This window comes from Brenneria uluponensis (assembly GCF_032395385.1).
GTDB lineage: Bacteria > Pseudomonadota > Gammaproteobacteria > Enterobacterales > Enterobacteriaceae > Prodigiosinella > Prodigiosinella aquatilis.
Genome location: NZ_CP135917.1, coordinates 564,446 through 582,250 on the forward strand (window position 1 = coordinate 564,446; position 17,805 = coordinate 582,250).

The window sequence follows — 17,805 nt, forward strand, 5'->3', positions numbered from 1 at the left end:
CGACTGGGTGACAAAAGGTATTTCTTACTCAACAAGGTCAACGTCGTTGGCGAGTTTGCCTTCCATGGTTGCAATCATCATTTCAAGCAGGCTGGGGAAATTAAACAGGCTTTCTCTGGAGAAGTCAGAAGAGCCCTGGTTAATTCTGGTTTGTAGCTCCGCTTCATAACCTACCGGATATTGCACCTGTTCAATGGTCGGAAGTGAATGGTAGTTATCAAGCAGGGCTTGCAAAAAATGGGTCTGTTTGCCGGTGTTGTTATATTCTTGACGGGCTTGGGTTACTATCGTTTTCCGCCATGCCTGCTCTTGATCATAAGCTTCACTCCAGGCGGCACGGCGTTCATTCATGGTAAAGGTGCCACTGTTATCATAAGTGATTAAAGAAAGTTGGGTGTAAGAGAGTCCTTTAAACGGATTACTGTCTTTCCCATTAATGAAATCAGTCGCCTGTTTAGCGCGGCTCAGTAAGTCTGGGTCTGTCGTATTGGGTGTTTCCGCATCATATTTTTTCTGATTGTAGTAGTACAACATACCGGTTATCTGATTGAGCGATTTATTGGCTTCTTGCTTCAATCCGTTGTGGCTCAGGCCAGCATCTCTGGCATCCGCACGCACTGATGCCTCATTTAACTGATGGATTAATATGGGTGAGAGATGAAAGCCATTAATAGAGATACTCGCCCCAGAAGATATTGATGGTTCGGTAGTCGATATCGAAGGTGTCTGACCTACATTTTTTATTTCATTGATAGAGGCTGTGTCTATAATAAGTAGATTGACATTTTTTGTACTGAACATAATGGCCCTTATATACCCGTCATCTTTCAAGTTGCAAGTACGTTGTCTACCTTCAATTCCTTAGGCCGCTTACTAAAGTAAGCTCCTGGACGGCACTCAATTGCCGCTTCTCTACAGCTCGAGACCTATTGGGTATAAATTTGGTTAACTTTTATTTTTCCAATATACAGATAACATTTATAGAAAATAATAAGACAGATGAATAAATAAACCGGGCGATTTAAATAGAATAGCCTCAGGAATGACAGTGGCTTATAAAATACTTTATGTATGATTATTCTTGCTTTCAGGATCTTTCATTAATTTCACCATAAAATTAATATAATTACTATGAGTCACTAATAGTAATAAAACATGCGTCCAAGACGCTATAACGACGAAGTATACCAGCTATTTAATGCTTATTAACGAAATTATGGTGTTTGTTACAATTTTTTTTGAACTAGAGCAAATATAAGCAAAAGTGATTATGTTGCTTGGTAATACTAAGCATGAAAATTAATATGATGGGTATCCCATTAAATTGATTTTTATATTCAGCGGGATAGCCTGGCCAATAACATTGATGCCATGAAAGCTGAACATGCCAGATGAAGGTTCATCGAGTAAGCCGAAGATATTGAACAAGGTACTTTTACCTGAGTCTGGCGTTCCTACTATGGCGTGGCGCAACTTTCGCCTTGAAGAATGGTTAGGGCCTGTTGATCTTTGCTGATTAAATTTCATGCATTTCACATCGGCAACCACATCATGTAACAGGCCAGTGCCAATGTGCTGGCATAGTTTCGTGCTAATTTGTCATATCGCGTTGCGATGGCGCGATACTGTTTCAGTCAAGCAAACGCATTCTCGACTCAATGCCGATATTGATATATACACCAATCGATATCGGCATTACCGATCTTTGAATTCGATTTTCTGGGGATCACCGGTTTACCGTTCTTTTTCCTGACCAACTCCCGGATGGGTTCACTGTCGTAACCTTTATCCGCCACAACAACATCGGCATCAGGTAAACGCGCTATCAATTCTGGTGCCGCTCTGCTGTCGTGAACCTCACCGCCGGTGAGCAGAAAATCAATAGGTAAATCATAACTGTCCACGACTAAATGGATTTTTGTTGTATTTCCACCACGGCTTTTACCAATCGATTCACTCTCATCTGTGAATGCCCCAGTGGCGTGCTGATGAGCGCTGACAATGCTGCCGTCAATAAATGCCCGTTCAAAATCAGGTGATTGCTTCAATGCCGTGAATAATTGAAGAAGAACACCTTTTTTCGACCAAAGATTAAAACGACGGTAAATCGTGTTCCAGTCGCCAAAAGCGCGGGGGATATCGCGCCACGGACAACCGACACGCATTCTGTACAAAATGCCTTCAAGTTGTCATACGGTGTTCCGGTTTGTTATAGACACGTCCGGTTTCAAGCAGGAGTCTGGATAGCTTTAACCCGTATTCATCTGTTAGCATTATTCGAGGCATGGTGATTTGGTGTGGATTGTTTTTTGGCGAAAGTGATTATATCAATTCGCCATGCCGCTCAATAATTCGCCTCGAAAGATCAACAGGCCCTAGATAAAGCATTATTACTTTAATGAGTGCTCTTCTTTTGAGCAATCGTAGGTTTCGCAGGACGATGGTAAAAAATGGCTTGCCATATATATTAAATCAGTCCATAATTGCGCCCATTCCAAACGCCTTAAAGTGTTAAAGCCTTTTTAATCAAAGAGTTAAATGCTTGTAAGTCGTTTGAGAACACAATTAGTCATGCGGGAATAGCTCAGTTGGTAGAGCACGACCTTGCCAAGGTCGGGGTCGCGAGTTCGAGTCTCGTTTCCCGCTCCAATTCAGGTTTCGCAGAGTTCCACTGAAGTCTGCAACCTATTGAAAAAAGGGCCGAAAGGCCCTTTTCCGTTCCGACGACTTCCCCTGAAAACCGCCAACATCCGGGACTTTTAAGTCCATTTTTAAGTCCATGAATACGGGTAAGGCGCTTTCCGGATTGTTGCTGACAACGAGGCAGCATCTGGTCCTGACTCATGGTTCAGACGCTGGATTATGGCACTCTCAGATATGGCCGCCTGGAATGCCAAGGTAACCAGCAAGGCTTACACCATCGGCGACATTGACGGCCTTTTCCTTGAGGTCTCCCCGACCGAGGGTAAAACATAGCACTATCGTTATTACTGGGCTGGTAAACAAAAGCGTATGTCGCTGGGAACTTACCCGGAGGCTGGTCTTCGCGATGCGGCCCGGGCATTGCTGGCCAAAGGCATCAACCCCCCGAGCATACAGATCCCGATAAGGCTTGCGCTACCCGTTCATCACACTGCTGGTGGAACCGTTGTCGAGATGAAATTTTTTGTCGGTGTTTCAGCTACGCATACCCGCCGCTACAGCACCCGGGCCAGGCTTTTCACCGGAAAATTCGCCTGATACTATTGCATAAACCCGTACTTCATTTCAGGCGTTTCGCGAAGCAGGTAGCCGCCTTCTAGAGGATAGCCAGATTCTCATCCCGTTCCGCGAGCTGGTGTTTGAGGCGGGGAATTTCCGTGGCCTATTGTTGTTCACGTTTGGAAACCGTACTTTTCTGGCATTGTTTACCGCGCCAGGCGCAGAGCTGATAGTCGTGCTGGCCGAGATCACGGGCGGCTTTGCCACGCCGATACTGTCGGCGAGTATCAGAGCCTGCTGGCGAAACTCCGGGTATATTGATTACGGGATGTCTTCTTCACAGATTTTGCTTGCGTCATGGTTCACCTTGATAACAATTTTACTCGCTTAACAGTGTGTCCACTATTCGTAGGTAGGATCATTACTGGCGAAGCCGTGCCTCATAAAATGATTTATTCAACAACGTCTCACGGTAGCGAAATCTGCCATGGTCTTTAGGGTCCTGACTATGGCGATAGATCTGAGCAGACTGATAATGGGGACAATGAACGTTAACGCCGACTATGTGAGGATCTCAAAAGAAGGCATTATACATTAAATTTATCTATTTAATTTAGGATATACGGTCAAAGGAAATAGTGCTGGGCAATTCATCTTTTATTCTACACTAATTACTATTAAACTAATTAATATCAAGGTAATTAAAATATAAAACTCAATAAAATAAATATCATATGAATATCTTATGTTACATTTAATTACATTTGTAACTTTGACTTACTTTTTATGTGGGTGTATTCATAATGAAAATTTACAAATAAAATGAATTTTAAAATGAAATATAATTTCTTTTGACCGCCATATTTTTCTTTCGTTAATTTCCCAAAACTTCCTAACAGGAAGTGTGTCTTCTGTTGTTTATTACAAAGAAATACATCAAATATTACTTGTTGGGGTAAACAGAACATGCCTTTATTTTCAAATGATATACAAAATTATTGTGTGACTGTCAGTTCTGGTGAAAAAGTAAAATATATTAATCTTGATAATGCAGCGACAACGCCTCCATTTCGTTCAGTTCAGGAAAAAGTAAATCGTTATTTAAATATTTATGGTTCGGTACATCGAGGTGCTGGAGAAAAGTCAAAAATATCTACAGATCAATACGAAATAAGCCGTGATGTCATCAAGAAATTTGTTAATGCCAGTTCAGATTATTATGTGCTTTATACGGGTAACACTACCGGTGCAATGAATGCCGCCGCTTACTTTTTTTCCTTTTTGCAGGGTAAGGTTGCAGTTTCCGGCATTGAACATAGCTCTTCATGGTTGCCGTGGGTCAAGGCTGAGGGAATTAAAAAGCTCGGTGCCAGACAGGTTGTTTTAAGTGAACTTAAATCGTGCAATGATGAGATCCAAAAACTGGGAAGAGAGCAAGTACTCCAATACGAAGTGAATGATTTTTTCGAATTTGATTTAAGTTCAGTAAAAAAAGTTTTTGCTAATAATAATATAAAAGTTTTTATTCTTACCGCCTCTTCCAATGCCACTGGGTATTGTCCGGACATCAAGGCTATCGGTGAAATTGTTCATCAGCATGGCGCATTCTTTGTCGTTGACGCGTGTCAATTTATTCAACACCATAAAATTGACATGCAGGATATGGGTATTGATTTTCTGGCTGCGAGTGGTCATAAATTTTACGCCCCTTACGGCGGTGGTTTTCTGGTCGGGCCAAAATCCTTTTTCGATCAGTTTATTTCCTATGAAATCGGCGGAGGAAATTTACCCTATATCACCGCTGATGGCGAGTTTTTGCGTTACCAGAATCAAATGGCCCATGATCCAGGAACGCCGAATGCCGTTGGTGCGATAGCAATGGCAAGTGCCATTGAGAAAATACAAGAGTTAGGTCTTGATTATATTGAACAATACGAGAAAAAACTGGCGCTAATGGCATTCAATGCATTGAAGGAAATGGCTAATGTCGAAGTGTATGTGAGTGAAAAACACCTCAGTACGGTAATTCCATTCAACATTAAAGGTATAAAAGAATTAGATGTTGCAAACCGGCTTAACGATGAATTCGGTATTGGCGTTCGGGCTGGCAGTTTTTGTGTTTATAACGTCGTAAGAAAATTGTTATGCATCCATGATGAGTCGGAAATTATTTCTAATGTCAAGGCAGGTATTGAAAATTCAGTACCTGGATTTATCAGGGCGTCAATTTCTTTGTGTAATGATCAGCGAGATATCGAGCGGTTTATTGAAGCGATTGAAAAAATATCCAATTCTGTTAATTCGAGTAATCCAGGATTTTTAGCTGAACTGTATGAAGTTTAAAAATATCAGTGCTTGACTGAGGTGTACAGAGATATTATGACTAATTAGGATTTCTTCTATGTTGCAAAAAACAATAGATTTTATTAATAACGTCAGGGATGTTTATATTAATTATAATGTTAATTTATCACCCTGGATAAAAATGAATGAGCTCAGAGGTGAATATATCGATATCGATACTATTTTGCCCATGGCAGAAATGGCTTTGTATATAAAATATACGTGTGACTTAGAAAAAAACAGGCAACAGCAATCTGTTGAACAAACTTTGGATTTTACTGCTCATCATGACTTCTCCGTATCCAATGATCAAAAGAGATACGGAAAGCATCGTGTGGTTGAGGAAATTCAGCAAGAAATCGCACGGCGAAAAGTCAACCAGAGTTCGGTATCTATTGCTTCGATTGGCATTGGTGATGGACAAACGGCTGCGCGATATTGCGCTAGTTTAAACCTCACGGGAAGCGATGTGTTGATTGGCTTGGATTTGCATGAAAGTTATATGGCATCAGCCAAAGAAAGATTACCTGGTATTAAAACACGCGTGGTTGATTTGAATCTGCTATCGTCAACGACAACATTACCTATTGATGATAATGTTATCGATATTGTCGAGTGTACGATGGTTGGACACCATGTCGAGAATATCGAGCTTTTATTTAAAGAAATTTCGCGGATTTTAAAACCTCAGGGCATGTTTTATTACGCAGATCTAATTGATAAAACTCAGACAGTGCCAATGATGGTTTTCGAAGAGGATCACTGCTATCCACCTTTTCATGGAATTGAATTCTATCGCCAACATAATGAACTGTTTGAGACTCTGAAAAAATATCTGAATGTAACCTTATCACGAAGGTTAGGGCCGGGATACATAATCTTAGCTAGCGAAAAGTAGGGAGGGGATATCTCATGGATTTAAGTGTTGGTAACGAAATAAAGAAATCGAATGCTAACTGGAATTTCGGTGGAGATGTTCCGAAACACTTCGTTGAACATATCAGAAGTTCAGTCCCGTTGTATGATGATGGACATGAGTTGATATGTTTACTCAGTGATTTCTTTTGTAAGAATGATAGTACATGTTATGAAATAGGGTCATCTACCGGGCAATTGATCAAAAAACTCGCTCAATATAACAATGCGAAACCTAATATCAAATGGGTTGGTATTGATATGGAAGAGTCGATGATTAAAGAAGCCAGACAGTATTGCCAGGATGTGAATAATATTGAATTGCATCTTGCCGATGTCGCTAACTATGAGTTCGAAAAATCTGACTTCATTATATCATATTATACCATTCAGTTTTTACCTGAAAAATTGCGCCAGCAACTAATTACTAAGCTGTACGACAGCCTGAACTGGGGCGGCGCTTTGTTGATGTTTGAGAAAGTTCGCGCGCCAGATGCCCGATTCCAAGATATCTGCGCGACTCTTTATACTGACTTTAAGATAAAAAATGGATTTTCCAGTGCCGAAATTATTGGAAAAATGCAAAGCCTGAAAGGTGTTTTAAATCCATTTTCTACGGAGGGTAATCTAGGGTTACTGAAGAGAGCCGGGTTTACCGATATCATTTCAATAATGAAATATATCTGTTTTGAAGGTTTTATGGCTATCAAATAGATAAACCGCAGTCGGGTTTACTGATACCATTGTTATAAAGTTAATCTATACGTATGTTATTAAAATTAATTATCCAATTATTGAAATCAGGAAGGGTGGTATGCAAGTTTTTCCATTTTCACTTTTATTGTCTCTTTTCATATTTTCATTTTCTACGTCAATGACGCCAGGCCCAAATAATATCATGCTGATGTCATCAGGCCTTACATTCGGTTATAGAAAAACGCTTCCGCATATTTTGGGTGTGGTATTAGGTTTCCCCCTTATGACTGTTTTTGTCGGTTTAGGACTCGGAGAGCTCTTTCAGAATATCCCGCATCTTTTCAAGATATTAAAAGTCGCCGGAACGTTTTATTTGCTGTGGTTGGCGTGGCATATCGCTAAATCAAAACCAAAATTGAAAGAAAACGATCCGAATTCCAAACCATTAGGCTTTTATAAGATCGTTTTTTTTCAATGGGTTAATGTTAAGAATTGGATCAAGATAATAACGGCAACATCCGTTTATGTCACCTCATCTTCGAATTCTTCTATGCAAGTTATTATTATTTCGTTGATCTTTTTCTCAACGGTAGTGATTTCTGCAAACTCATGGGCAATAGCCGGTTCGGTGCTACAGAAGTTAGTCAAAAGTGATAAAGGCATTACACGTTTTAATACCACTATGGCGGTGCTACTCGTGGCCTCAATCGTCCCTACATTCATTAAATGACGGTGTTTAATCTCAATAACACATTAATAAAGATTGCAGACAGAATGAAAGCTCCGCCTAAAATCATCTTTTGAGTGTCATTGAAATAGCAACGGTGTAGATGAAATTATATTTTTAAACTAAATGGGGCCGAGCATGATACCGATAAAAAAAACATATTCTTATTATCCATCCGAGGTGTTGAAAACTATCATTCAGCCGCTGATAGTCGAGGGTAAAGAAGCCGTTTCATCTACGGGTGACCCCTTACCCGTGACCGCTTTTTCCCGTTATTACTATTTTTTTACCGATTATTTTAAGCAAAGAATCCCACAAGTTACTGCTAACCCTATTGATCATTTGCGTGAAGGCATATTGCTGGATATGACGACGAATTTGCGTTACATAGCATCCGCTTTCCCGGTTATGTCCACCCCGGTGTTGACACGATCGGTGTTTTCACATTTTGAAAAAGTAACCGATAAGGACAGCGCCGCTTTATTGACTAAGCACTACTTATGCGCTTTTAACCATAGTCTACGCGATGATTTGTTATCACTGGTTGCAGTCATCCTCGCTGATGTCCTCGATAGACATACCCGCGTAATTATACTGGATGAAGCCGACGATATTTCCCGCACCATCCCGATGATCATGCTGGTCGGTTGTCTGACAAACCAGTTAATGCAACATAACGTATATGACAAAGTTTGCATTATCTGCGCAACCCGTGAAGTTTTTGATGCGCATTCGGCAGCATGCCTGATTGGTTTTGGCGCGACATTAATTTATCCTCATGGTTTGTATGAGCTTATTGAACAACGATTTACTGGCCCGGACTTCGATCCGGCTAAGATAGAAAGTAATGCAATAAAATCACTCAACAGTGGTCTGCTGAAAATCATTGCCAAATCGGCCATGACCTCATTGTCTGATTATCGAAATTCACGGTTTTTCGATTTGCTTGGCCCTGATGATGAGCTCTTTGCTGACTGTTTTACCGGGGCCATCCAGCTACTGCAATATGTGGGATATCGCGATGTCGAATTGGCTTTAAGCACCAGAGAAGCATTTATCAGTGATGAGGTTTTTTCACGTGATCAAAATTATCCGCGCAAAGTCATACAGGCTATACATCGGTTATCTAAATCTGCCGCGCTCAGTGATTATGACGATTTTAGCCAGGGTATAGCTGGAAATAGTAAACTCTATCTACGTGATTTTTTCACCTTTATCAATGGCGCACATGCCTTGCCGCTTGAAGAGGTGGAGTCGCAAGCGGCGATTCTGAGCCGCTTCTCTAGCGCAGGGATGTCATTAGGCGCAATTTCTCTGGAGGCGCATCAGTGCCTAGCTATTGCAATGAATGAATTGGGTTGTAAAAGTAATTCAGGCGAAGGTGGCGAGGATAAGAGAAGATACTACCGCAATGATAACTCCAAAATTAAGCAAGTCGCCGCTGGCCGATTTGGTGTGACCCCGGAGTATTTAGTTTCCGCTCAGGAGCTACAGATAAAAATATCTCAGGGCGCAAAACCTGGTGAAGGCGCGCAATTGCCAGGTGTCAAAGTTACCGACATTATTGCCCAATTACGTTATACCAAGACGGGCGTAACATTAATCTCTCCTCCCTCTCACCATGACATTGCCACTCATCAGGATCTAAAGGACTTTATTGCCAATTTACGGTGCATTAATCCTGGTGCGCTGATCTCGGTAAAAATCGCATCAACATCTGGGATCGGCAAAATCGCTCTTGCCATCGTGCAGGCAGGGGCTGATAAAATAGTCCTCTCAGGAGGAGATGGCGGAACAGGCGCCGCGCCCGCTGGGTCGATACGTTTTGCCGGTCTGCCTTTTGAGTTTAGTCTTGCAGAAGTGCACCGCGAACTGGTGTTAGCCGGAGTAAGAAATAAAACCATCCTTGAGGTTGATGGCGGTTTGAAAAATGGCACCGATGTTGTTAAAGCCGCAATGATGGGAGCGGATGCGTTTTCTTTTGGCACTATGGCGCTCATTGCGATGGGATGTAAGATGTGCCGGACATGCAATAAAAATTCCTGTAGCGTGGGAATTGCGACCCAGAACGAAAAATCCCGTCTGAATTTTTCCGGCACCCCTGAGGGTGTTAAAAATTATTTTTTAGCGTTAGCTCAGGATGTCCGCAAAATACTTTCGCAACTTGGTCACCATGCCATCTCTGATGTTATTGGGAAAACCGAATTGCTCCTTCCGGCAGATAAAAAGGTCACACACCAGTTTGTATCGTGTCATGAGCCTGGGGTTGCCGGGCCACAAATCACTGAGCCAGCACTGGTTGATTTTTCTACGGAAATTGAGGCTCATCCAGAGGTGTTCCGGGCAATAGCAGGGGAAATAACCACGGCGAACGTTGTATTGTCTGCTGATGAAGTTAATTCCGGATTTATCACCTTCCTGTGCGGAGATATCGCCCGACGCTATGGCGATCGGGGGCTTACGAATTCGTCCATTACCTTTAATATTTCTATGGCAAATAATAAGTATCTTGCATCGTTTCTTCTGCCTGGGCTGACCGTGATGAATCGCGGCGGCTTAGGTCATTATGTCGGCGTAGGGATGAGTGGAGGAAAAATTATCGTTTCGGCGCAGGGGTCTCAATCCAGTAACGCCAGAGAAACAGAGGGCAACTCTTGTCTTTATGGCGCAACGGGTGGCATGTTGTTTACCAACAGCCCGGTTGGCAACCGTTTTTCAGTGCGTAATTCCGGCGCTGATGCCGTCGTGGAAAATGTTGGCGATCACGCGTGTGAATATATGACGGGCGGAAATGTTGTTATTTTGGGGGGAACTGGCGTTAATTTTGGGGCGGGTATGACCGGTGGCGTTGCTTTTGTTTACGATAAGACCTCCGTTTTCCCGGAGAAGATTAACACCGATTTCGTCACTGCATTCCGGTTGACCGAAGGTAATGAGTACACGGAAAAGCTGCAATTGCTTATCGCAGCCTTTGCGCAACACATCTCGTCTGCGTTAGCCGCATCGATACTGGCCGATTTTGATGCTCACCGAGCTGATTTCTGGGTGGTAGTTCCTCATCTTCGTCACTGACCGACCGTAAGCGCCTTGAGAAGGGTGTAGGGTAAAATTTAGTTTACGGACAGGGTGACATTCCAGAGAAGTAGCCCTTTCACTCGGTTTACTGGTCAGGATGGCTGAAGCCCAACCGTAAGGAAACGTACTATAAGGGCTTCCCCGGCATGTCAACGCTGTAAAATATTTCTTCACTGCTGTGGCTAAAGTTAAAGGGTAAGACGGCGGTATTATAAACGGTTATTGTGGCATCGTTTTTTCCAGCCATGTGATAGGGTGAAACAAATTTCGGTGCCATCAGCTGGACATCATGACCATACTGCCTGAATAATCTTGCCCAGTAGTGGGGACCCGAGCATGTTTCCATCCCGATTACACAGGGAGGTAAACTGGCGATAAGCTCGGGAAGTGCTGCGCACGATACCCTGGTTTTACCAGAACAGTTTTACTATTCTGGTCAACGCCGTGAACAGCAAATACATTAGACATCGTTTTTGAGAAGCTACTGTGAGAATGAGGGCTGCGCCAGAACTAGCTTTGTTCGCCTCATTCTCGAAAACCGCCCTCGTAACGAGCCGTCGAGACTGCCGAGTTTCGAGAACAGTCAGAACGCCGCTTCCATCAGCAAACACCTCTCATAAAGCCGCGTTGTTGTTTGATCGCATTCCTTAGTGCACTTATTTTTCCGAATTCTGAATCAACCCCAAATTGAACGTATAACTGCCTTGGACGGCTCATGGTTCGTTAGCGCCTTTGAGGCGTTTCCCCTAAAACCTCCGCCTCTGCCGTAGGATACTTACTTTTCTTTAAGAAAAGAAATCGCTACTTTCAATAAGATAATCAAGCAGTAGTGTAAGTTTTTTGAGATTCTCAGCCTCAGCCGGCCGTCCGGAGCATGTAGCAACAGCGTGTTCAGTTGATGATGCTGGTCGTTGGACAGAATGATGCCAAGGTGCTCGATCGCTGTGCAAGAGGCCAATTGAGAGATGTCGCGCTCGTTGAACGCCAGCAGCTCATAGATTCCGCCAGGCGCGCGGTTCGCCAGATCGTAGTACGACGAGAGAATCGGCTGCATGTCGAGATCGAGCAGCAGCACCCGCAATCCGGCGTCGGCGATTGTCGTTTTCCACACACCGCCTTTCGTCGAAATGATGGAGATCACCTGCATGACTTGCCCCTCTTGGTAAAAGCTATGGGAGCAGGTCAGATGCGCTCTTTAAGGCGGTCGGTGATCCATTGGTCGATCTCGGCCGAATCCCAGCTCACGGCGCGAACGCCAAGTTTCATGGTTTTGGCTTCTTTCATAAGGCTGTAGATGTGGGCGCGCTTGAAGCCCATTTTTGCCGATTTGCTGTGTTCCGCTTGGTTTTGTAAAGGGCCGGCTCTGCTTATATTAGCGTAGCGTGAGCCGTCCGTTTTAGGTAATCTCACAGTGTCTAGCTTGAGGGGGGCGAGCGAGACACCAGATGTTGATAGACGTCAGCAGCCTAGTGTGGAAAAAATTGGCACAATGCTTGCCATCTCGAAAAAATAAGTCCATAGCCATGTCTGTCCCTGTTGCGGCGAAAAATAAAACTCTTTTATGACCAAATGGTTATGGGCAAGGTTCGAGTCTCGTTTCCCGCTCCAAATCTTCTTTTATAGATGTCTAATGGTTCCTATAATTCGTTGATTCAACAGCGTTATGGATTTGTTGAGCATCCACCAACTCTGTTGAAAACCACCATCGACCACGACTTTTAATCCTGTTAATCCCCAACGTTTTTCGAACACTTGGTATCGGCACGTTAGTGTCGTCGGTGATGAAAACATCACCAACAACCTGGTCAAAACGGCAAGACCCAAGAGCAAATCCGGCAGACTACCAACTTGATACTGTAGGGTCTGCGTTATCGCGGAATCTCTGGTTGGCCGGCGACACCTTTACCGACTACCGACAAGTGTGAAACCGTTCTAACGGGGAAACTTATCCTACATTTTGGAACCACTGTAGCTGGATGAATGAATCATTGTAGTCATAATCCGTGGCGTCCTCGCTGGCGAAGATATATTTGCCAAAGTAGACCGAGGAACCGCTGGTAATCACATCCTGCGACCACAAGATCTGAGAATAGGACTTTCCTCCGTTCGTCCCGATCCAAATCGAATAACTCCCCGATGTATCAGCCTGAAAAAAACCTGAACCAATTTGTGTTGGTATACCGCCGCTTGAACTCGCACCCTGGACCGTAAAGACGATGTTCGCGTTGCTGTCCTTTAATTGAATGAACTGGTTAGCTGAACTTTGTACCAACGCAGACCAGAACACTATTTTGTTGGCTGGGATACTGATGGCAATACCATTGCCACTTACAGGCCCTATCGTCATTATCTGTTCCTCAACCGATGCTGTTAAACCACGTTAACGTTAGACAAGAGTCATTAAAGTCCTGATCTGCGCCGTCTTCGGTAATGAAGTTAAAGCAACTAGAAAATATTTGGCTACCGATAATTAGCGTCATTTCATCCCACATAACTTGTGACCAGGATTGCCCGTTGTTATAGCCGAGGAAAATGGTATAAACGCCAGTCCCCGCCGTAACAAATGAACCTTGACCGATCTGTGTGGGTGAATGCCCTCCGGTAGAAGCGCCGCTCGACTGTATCACCACCGTGTTTGTGGAATCCCACACCTGGATAAATTGCGAATAAGAGGCCTGAACATCCGCTGTCCAGAATACGGTTTTCCCTACTGGTAAGGTGATGGGTATTCCATTTCCTGAAACGGGTCCGACACTCATAATCCTCTCCTGCTTTGAGCTGGTTTTTGGGGTGATGATAGCCTTGAATGTGATGGTGCCAGCAAGGTGGTATCGGTGCCGCTGTCACAGACGAACATAGGTTGTTGTTGTTTTAAAGCAGTGCAGATTTGAGTGGCCATTTCAGTTTGTACCTGCTCTGTAAAGTTGTTGGGAAATGCCTGTGCAGTTGCAAATATGGGTTGAAGCTGCTGGTAATAAGCATTATCGGCAATCAGAGGTTGTTGCCAGAATTGTTGATTGGCAACCAATAGTGTGCGCCACGGGCTACCAGCCGGCAGATCTTTGGATTGTACAATGTAGTTTTTCATCGCTACGCTGGTCATCAGTGTGGTAAACGCCTGAGCATCGGCGGCGCAATTGCTGCCTGGTGAGCAAGTTGCTGCACTGGAAACGAAACTATCTTGAAACAGGAGCGGCTGAGGCTTTTCTCCCCAAGGCGTGGGAGTAACATAAAGCGGATCATGTGTTGACTGATAGAGCCGTATAAAGAAGGACTGTTCTGAGAATCCCATATCGGTACTGGCTTGCCCGGTAGCGAAAACCTGCTCGGTAGTCCCATTTGGGGCATGGTGATAAGTATTATTCGTGCATTTGTTGATACCGTTATGTTCACAGGTATCAGACAGGGTGACTAATTGCTTTACAACGGCCTCATCTGGGGGCATTTGCATCGATTGCTGTAGCGCCTCGAAGCCATAGGTTTGCACATAGGCGTTAATGTAGTCTGAGGGAATACTCCAACTGCCATTATAGCTGCCTACAAGTTCTGGGATGTCAGGTGAACGAGTGCCCAGATAGGTTATCAACTGCGTCAGGCTTTTCTGTGTTGTGATCTCATGATTGTAATCGTAGATAAAATCCATGCATAACCAGCTTGGTATCCCCCACAACTGATCTTTATAGGTTGAACCGGCGAGAGCAACTGGCCATGGTGCATCACCGGTAATCTGTACGGGGTTAATCAGATGGTTGTCAGCCAGAAACCCAAGGTACAAAACATCAAGTTCTATAACATCAAAACCCTCGTGACCCAGCAATGTAGGCAGTGCGTCAAAGCTATAGATGTCCACCGCCTGGTTGAGTACGGCATTGAGTAAGACTTGTGGATGCTGTGCCTGGTACGTCTGTACAATATAGGCGACCAGATTTTCAAAATCATCGGTCGGCAAGGTTGGCAAGTAGGGGTAAAGCGATACATTGAGAACCCGTGTTTGCTGCCCGTTAAGCACCAGTGTCTGATTAGGACCCGATGGCGTCACAGTCATTGAGCGTGTTTGCAGGTTATTGCAGTTTGCCCAGTTGATAATAGGGGAATTGGGTCGGCTGGTATTCTGACCTACGTAAAAGGACTGGCCCGGTTGTACTTTAATATACCAATCGAAGCTGCTACCTGATGAGATAGTCCAGCCGTCAACAGTGTCAACGCCACGATCTTTGACCGTTATTTGCCATTTTCATGCCCGCTAGATGCTTTCTTTACTGATGCTGTCCGCTTTCCGCCATTTCATCGTCACTGATTGGCGTGGCGTTTTTGGTCAGCACTCCAGCTTTACGTTTTTCCTTCAACCTATAGCTTTCTCCTTTGATATTCAGCGTGGTTGAGTGATGCAGCAGCCGATCCAGGATCGCCGTAGCCAGCACGTTATCTCCAAACATCTCTCCCCAGTCTGCGAAGCCTTTATTTGACGTCAGGATGATGCTCGCTTTTTCATATCGACGGTTCAGTAGCCGGAAGAACAGGCCGGCTTCCTCTCTGGTCATTGGCAGATAGCCTATTTCATCCAGGATCAGCACCCGGACATAACTCAGTTGCTGTAACTGGCGCTCCAGCCGGTTTTCCAGTTTCGCTTTCATCAGCGTCGCGATCAGTCTGTCCAGTGGCATGAACAGTACCCGATGCCCTGCATCCGCCGCTTTCACGCCGAGAGCAACGGCCAGATGGGTTTTCCCGACACCTGGAGGACCCAGCAGGATTACATTCTCGCAGCGCTCCACGAACGCCAGACCGGCCAGCTCCCGGACAACCTTACGATCGATGCCCGGCTGGAAGGTGAAGTCGAACTGCTCCAGCGTTTTGACCCATGGCAGACGCGCCTGCTTCAGTCGGGACTCCATGCCGCGCTGATGTCTGCCGTTCCACTCCTGCTGCAGCGCCATGCACAGGAACTCCCGGTAGTTCAGCTCTTTTTTAGCCGCCTGCTCCAGCAGGCTTTCAACGTGATAGCTCAGGTGCTCCATTTTCAGGCGACTCAGCAGCGCTTCAGTTCATGCATCACAGCAACTCCTCATAAGCACTCAGTGGGCGATGTTCTACCATGCTGACCTGCTGCCAGAGCGGGGCGTGGTGTTCCGGCACAGTCTGCCAGCCAGACGATGCTGAACAGAGTCGGTGTGACGCCACCTGTTGCTCATTGCTGTAGATCCGCAACTCATCATCCAGTGAGATCCGTATTGAGACCGGCTGTCCACACAAGGTTTCAGGAACACTGTAACGATTGCCGCCAACCTCGATATAACTGTCCCAGGACACATGGCGGATGTCGAAGTAGCTGGTATCGAAGTCTGTATCCGGCAACGGCTGCAGATGCTCTGTTCCAGCGCGCGCGCTGTTCCGGTGTTTCTTTGAACTGGCGAAGCTCCCGTTTATCAGCAACATCCGCCATCCACTGCTCCAGTTGCTGGTTAACATGAGCGAAGCTGTCGAACGTGCGGTACCGGACGAAGAAGTTCTCCTTGAGATACTTCACCATCCGCTCTACTTTTCCTTTGGTTCTGGCCCTGCGTGGGCGGCAGGCCCGTGGCAGGAAGTCATAGTGATCGGCCAGCAAGAGGAACCCGGAGTTGAACACCACTTTTCCGTTGTTATTTTTCAGCACCGCTGCCTTCTGGTTATCAACCAGCACAGTTTTCACACTGCCATCGAAGTAGCGGAAGGCGCGAACCAGCGACTCATAGGTGTGTTCAGCATCCTGCTTTGGCGCGGCGAAGACATGGAAGCGTCGGGAGAACCCCAGCGTATTAACCGCGAAGTTAACTTTACACCGTAGCCCGGCAACCTCCAGCTCGACTTCGCCCCAGTCGTGCTGGAGCTGATATCCCGGCTGGGTTTCGAAGCGAACCGTTCTTTTGATGGGCGCATTTTACGTTTGGGCTGGATGTAGTAACGCAGCATGGAACGCCCGCCGGTATAGCCCATTGCCTTAATTTCCGCGAGGATGACCTCGCTATTCCAGACATTCTCGGCCAGGCGCATGTCAATGTAGTCCATAAACGGTTTCAGCTTAACCATTTTGTGGCGAGTCTTTCTGGCTGGCGGTTCAGGGTATTTGAGGTAGCGTCTGACAGTTCGTTCAGAGCAACCCACCTGAGTCGCAATATCGACAATGTACGCACCCTGCTGGCGCATTTGCTTTATCATGTAAAAGTCCTCTCTGCTCAGCATGTTGATGTCCTTTCTGGTGTGAGAACCTAAAGGAAACAACATGTAGGGTGGAGCGGACAATACTAATGGTGAATTACCGTCTTATATCACTGGCGCTAACAACAGTGCAAGTAATAGGGTTTGAGGACATATTTTTTAGTATTAACTGTCCGGCAAAAGCGACTGCATTACCGAATGCTAGTATGCCAATGACGACGGTGTGCACCACTATCCGAGATAGAAAACCCATAGAAATCTCCTCTATGACTGTGGGAAAAAAACGCTATCCAGGCTATCTACCCGAATAAGGATTTTGCATGTTATTATCGTGTTTTATACCTGCCGCCTTTTAAGTCGAAGGCGTGTTAGCATCGTTCACTCACTCGAATCACTTACTGATGTAATCTCATCGGAATTCATTTTCTCGCCCGCCTTCCTGCGTCCTGGAATCTATCGGTGGCAATTAATTACCGCATTTTTCTTGTTACACATTGTGGATACATTATTGAAGTCTGGCGGGTATAGACAGGTAACCCTGACTTCAGCAACTTATCTACTGAAAATGTCTTATGGGTTCAATTAATCCGAGGTGGTTTTTGTGGGGCTGAGTCAATTACACAGTTAGTTGTTATGATTTTATTTTTGGG

The 17,805-nt window shown here is 44.9% G+C and carries 13 protein-coding genes, 1 tRNA gene and 4 pseudogenes; 6 read left to right on the plus strand and 12 right to left on the minus strand.

The window, feature by feature from the left end:
- Positions 1–24: 24 nt before the first annotated feature.
- From RS889_RS02705 to RS889_RS02715, 3 genes and pseudogenes are all read right to left on the minus strand, one after another.
- The gene (locus RS889_RS02705) at positions 25–831 is read right to left on the minus strand and encodes a hypothetical protein (RefSeq protein WP_315709209.1); all 807 of its coding nucleotides are present in this window, start codon (positions 829–831) and stop codon (positions 25–27) included.
- Positions 832–1,299: 468 nt separating this feature from the next.
- Positions 1,300–1,527 carry a hypothetical protein gene (locus RS889_RS02710; RefSeq protein ID WP_315709210.1) on the minus strand — a complete coding sequence of 76 codons (228 nt, stop codon included), beginning with the start codon at positions 1,525–1,527 and terminating at the stop codon, positions 1,300–1,302.
- A 5-nt stretch (positions 1,528–1,532) separates the two neighbouring features.
- Positions 1,533–2,286, minus strand: a pseudogene (locus RS889_RS02715) (IS5 family transposase).
- Between the two features lie 287 nt (positions 2,287–2,573).
- Here RS889_RS02715 and RS889_RS02720 point away from each other — a divergent pair.
- Positions 2,574–2,649: transfer RNA gene (locus RS889_RS02720), tRNA-Gly, on the plus strand.
- A gap of 1,018 nt (positions 2,650–3,667) precedes the next feature.
- Here the strand turns inward: RS889_RS02720 and RS889_RS02730 are convergent.
- Positions 3,668–3,766 (minus strand): annotated as a pseudogene (locus RS889_RS02730) (IS1 family transposase); the annotation flags it as partial.
- 401 nt (positions 3,767–4,167) lie between these two features.
- Between RS889_RS02730 and RS889_RS02735 the strand changes: the two are divergent.
- From RS889_RS02735 to RS889_RS02755, 5 genes are all read left to right on the plus strand, one after another.
- Positions 4,168–5,544, plus strand: coding sequence for an aminotransferase class V-fold PLP-dependent enzyme (locus RS889_RS02735; protein WP_315709211.1), 1,377 nt, complete (start codon positions 4,168–4,170; stop codon positions 5,542–5,544).
- Positions 5,545–5,602: 58 nt separating this feature from the next.
- Positions 5,603–6,442, plus strand: coding sequence for a class I SAM-dependent methyltransferase (locus RS889_RS02740; RefSeq protein ID WP_315709212.1), 840 nt, complete (start codon positions 5,603–5,605; stop codon positions 6,440–6,442).
- 14 nt (positions 6,443–6,456) lie between these two features.
- The gene (locus tag RS889_RS02745) at positions 6,457–7,173 is read left to right on the plus strand and encodes a methyltransferase domain-containing protein (protein WP_315709213.1); all 717 of its coding nucleotides are present in this window, start codon (positions 6,457–6,459) and stop codon (positions 7,171–7,173) included.
- Positions 7,174–7,273: 100 nt separating this feature from the next.
- The gene (locus RS889_RS02750) at positions 7,274–7,885 is read left to right on the plus strand and encodes a LysE family translocator (RefSeq protein WP_315709214.1); all 612 of its coding nucleotides are present in this window, start codon (positions 7,274–7,276) and stop codon (positions 7,883–7,885) included.
- Positions 7,886–8,020: 135 nt separating this feature from the next.
- Complete coding sequence (locus tag RS889_RS02755) at positions 8,021–10,954, plus strand: glutamate synthase-related protein (protein WP_315709215.1); 2,934 nt, start codon at positions 8,021–8,023, stop codon at positions 10,952–10,954.
- Positions 10,955–11,183: 229 nt separating this feature from the next.
- Here the strand turns inward: RS889_RS02755 and RS889_RS02760 are convergent.
- The 8 genes and pseudogenes from RS889_RS02760 to istA form a co-directional block, all read right to left on the minus strand.
- A pseudogene (locus tag RS889_RS02760) lies at positions 11,184–11,425 on the minus strand (IS110 family transposase); the annotation flags it as partial.
- 307 nt (positions 11,426–11,732) lie between these two features.
- A complete protein-coding gene (locus RS889_RS02765; RefSeq protein WP_425475107.1) occupies positions 11,733–12,104 on the minus strand; it encodes a ParA family protein in 372 nt (123 codons plus the stop codon).
- Between the two features lie 35 nt (positions 12,105–12,139).
- Positions 12,140–12,367 (minus strand): AlpA family phage regulatory protein, encoded by a 228-nt coding sequence (locus RS889_RS02770; protein ID WP_425475108.1) that lies wholly within the window; start codon positions 12,365–12,367, stop codon positions 12,140–12,142.
- 535 nt (positions 12,368–12,902) lie between these two features.
- The gene (locus RS889_RS02775) at positions 12,903–13,304 is read right to left on the minus strand and encodes a fucose-binding lectin II (RefSeq protein ID WP_290180673.1); all 402 of its coding nucleotides are present in this window, start codon (positions 13,302–13,304) and stop codon (positions 12,903–12,905) included.
- 10 nt (positions 13,305–13,314) lie between these two features.
- Positions 13,315–13,716 carry a hypothetical protein gene (locus RS889_RS02780; protein WP_315709216.1) on the minus strand — a complete coding sequence of 134 codons (402 nt, stop codon included), beginning with the start codon at positions 13,714–13,716 and terminating at the stop codon, positions 13,315–13,317.
- The gene (locus RS889_RS02785; protein WP_315709217.1) at positions 13,713–15,002 is read right to left on the minus strand and encodes a type 2 periplasmic-binding domain-containing protein; all 1,290 of its coding nucleotides are present in this window, start codon (positions 15,000–15,002) and stop codon (positions 13,713–13,715) included. Before RS889_RS02785 ends, RS889_RS02780 begins: the two co-directional genes overlap by 4 nt.
- A gap of 211 nt (positions 15,003–15,213) precedes the next feature.
- Positions 15,214–15,975, minus strand: a complete 762-nt coding sequence (istB, locus tag RS889_RS02790; RefSeq protein ID WP_315709218.1) for an IS21-like element helper ATPase IstB — start codon at positions 15,973–15,975, stop codon at positions 15,214–15,216.
- A gap of 34 nt (positions 15,976–16,009) precedes the next feature.
- Positions 16,010–17,179, minus strand: a pseudogene (gene istA, locus RS889_RS02795) (IS21 family transposase).
- Positions 17,180–17,805 lie beyond the last annotated feature (626 nt).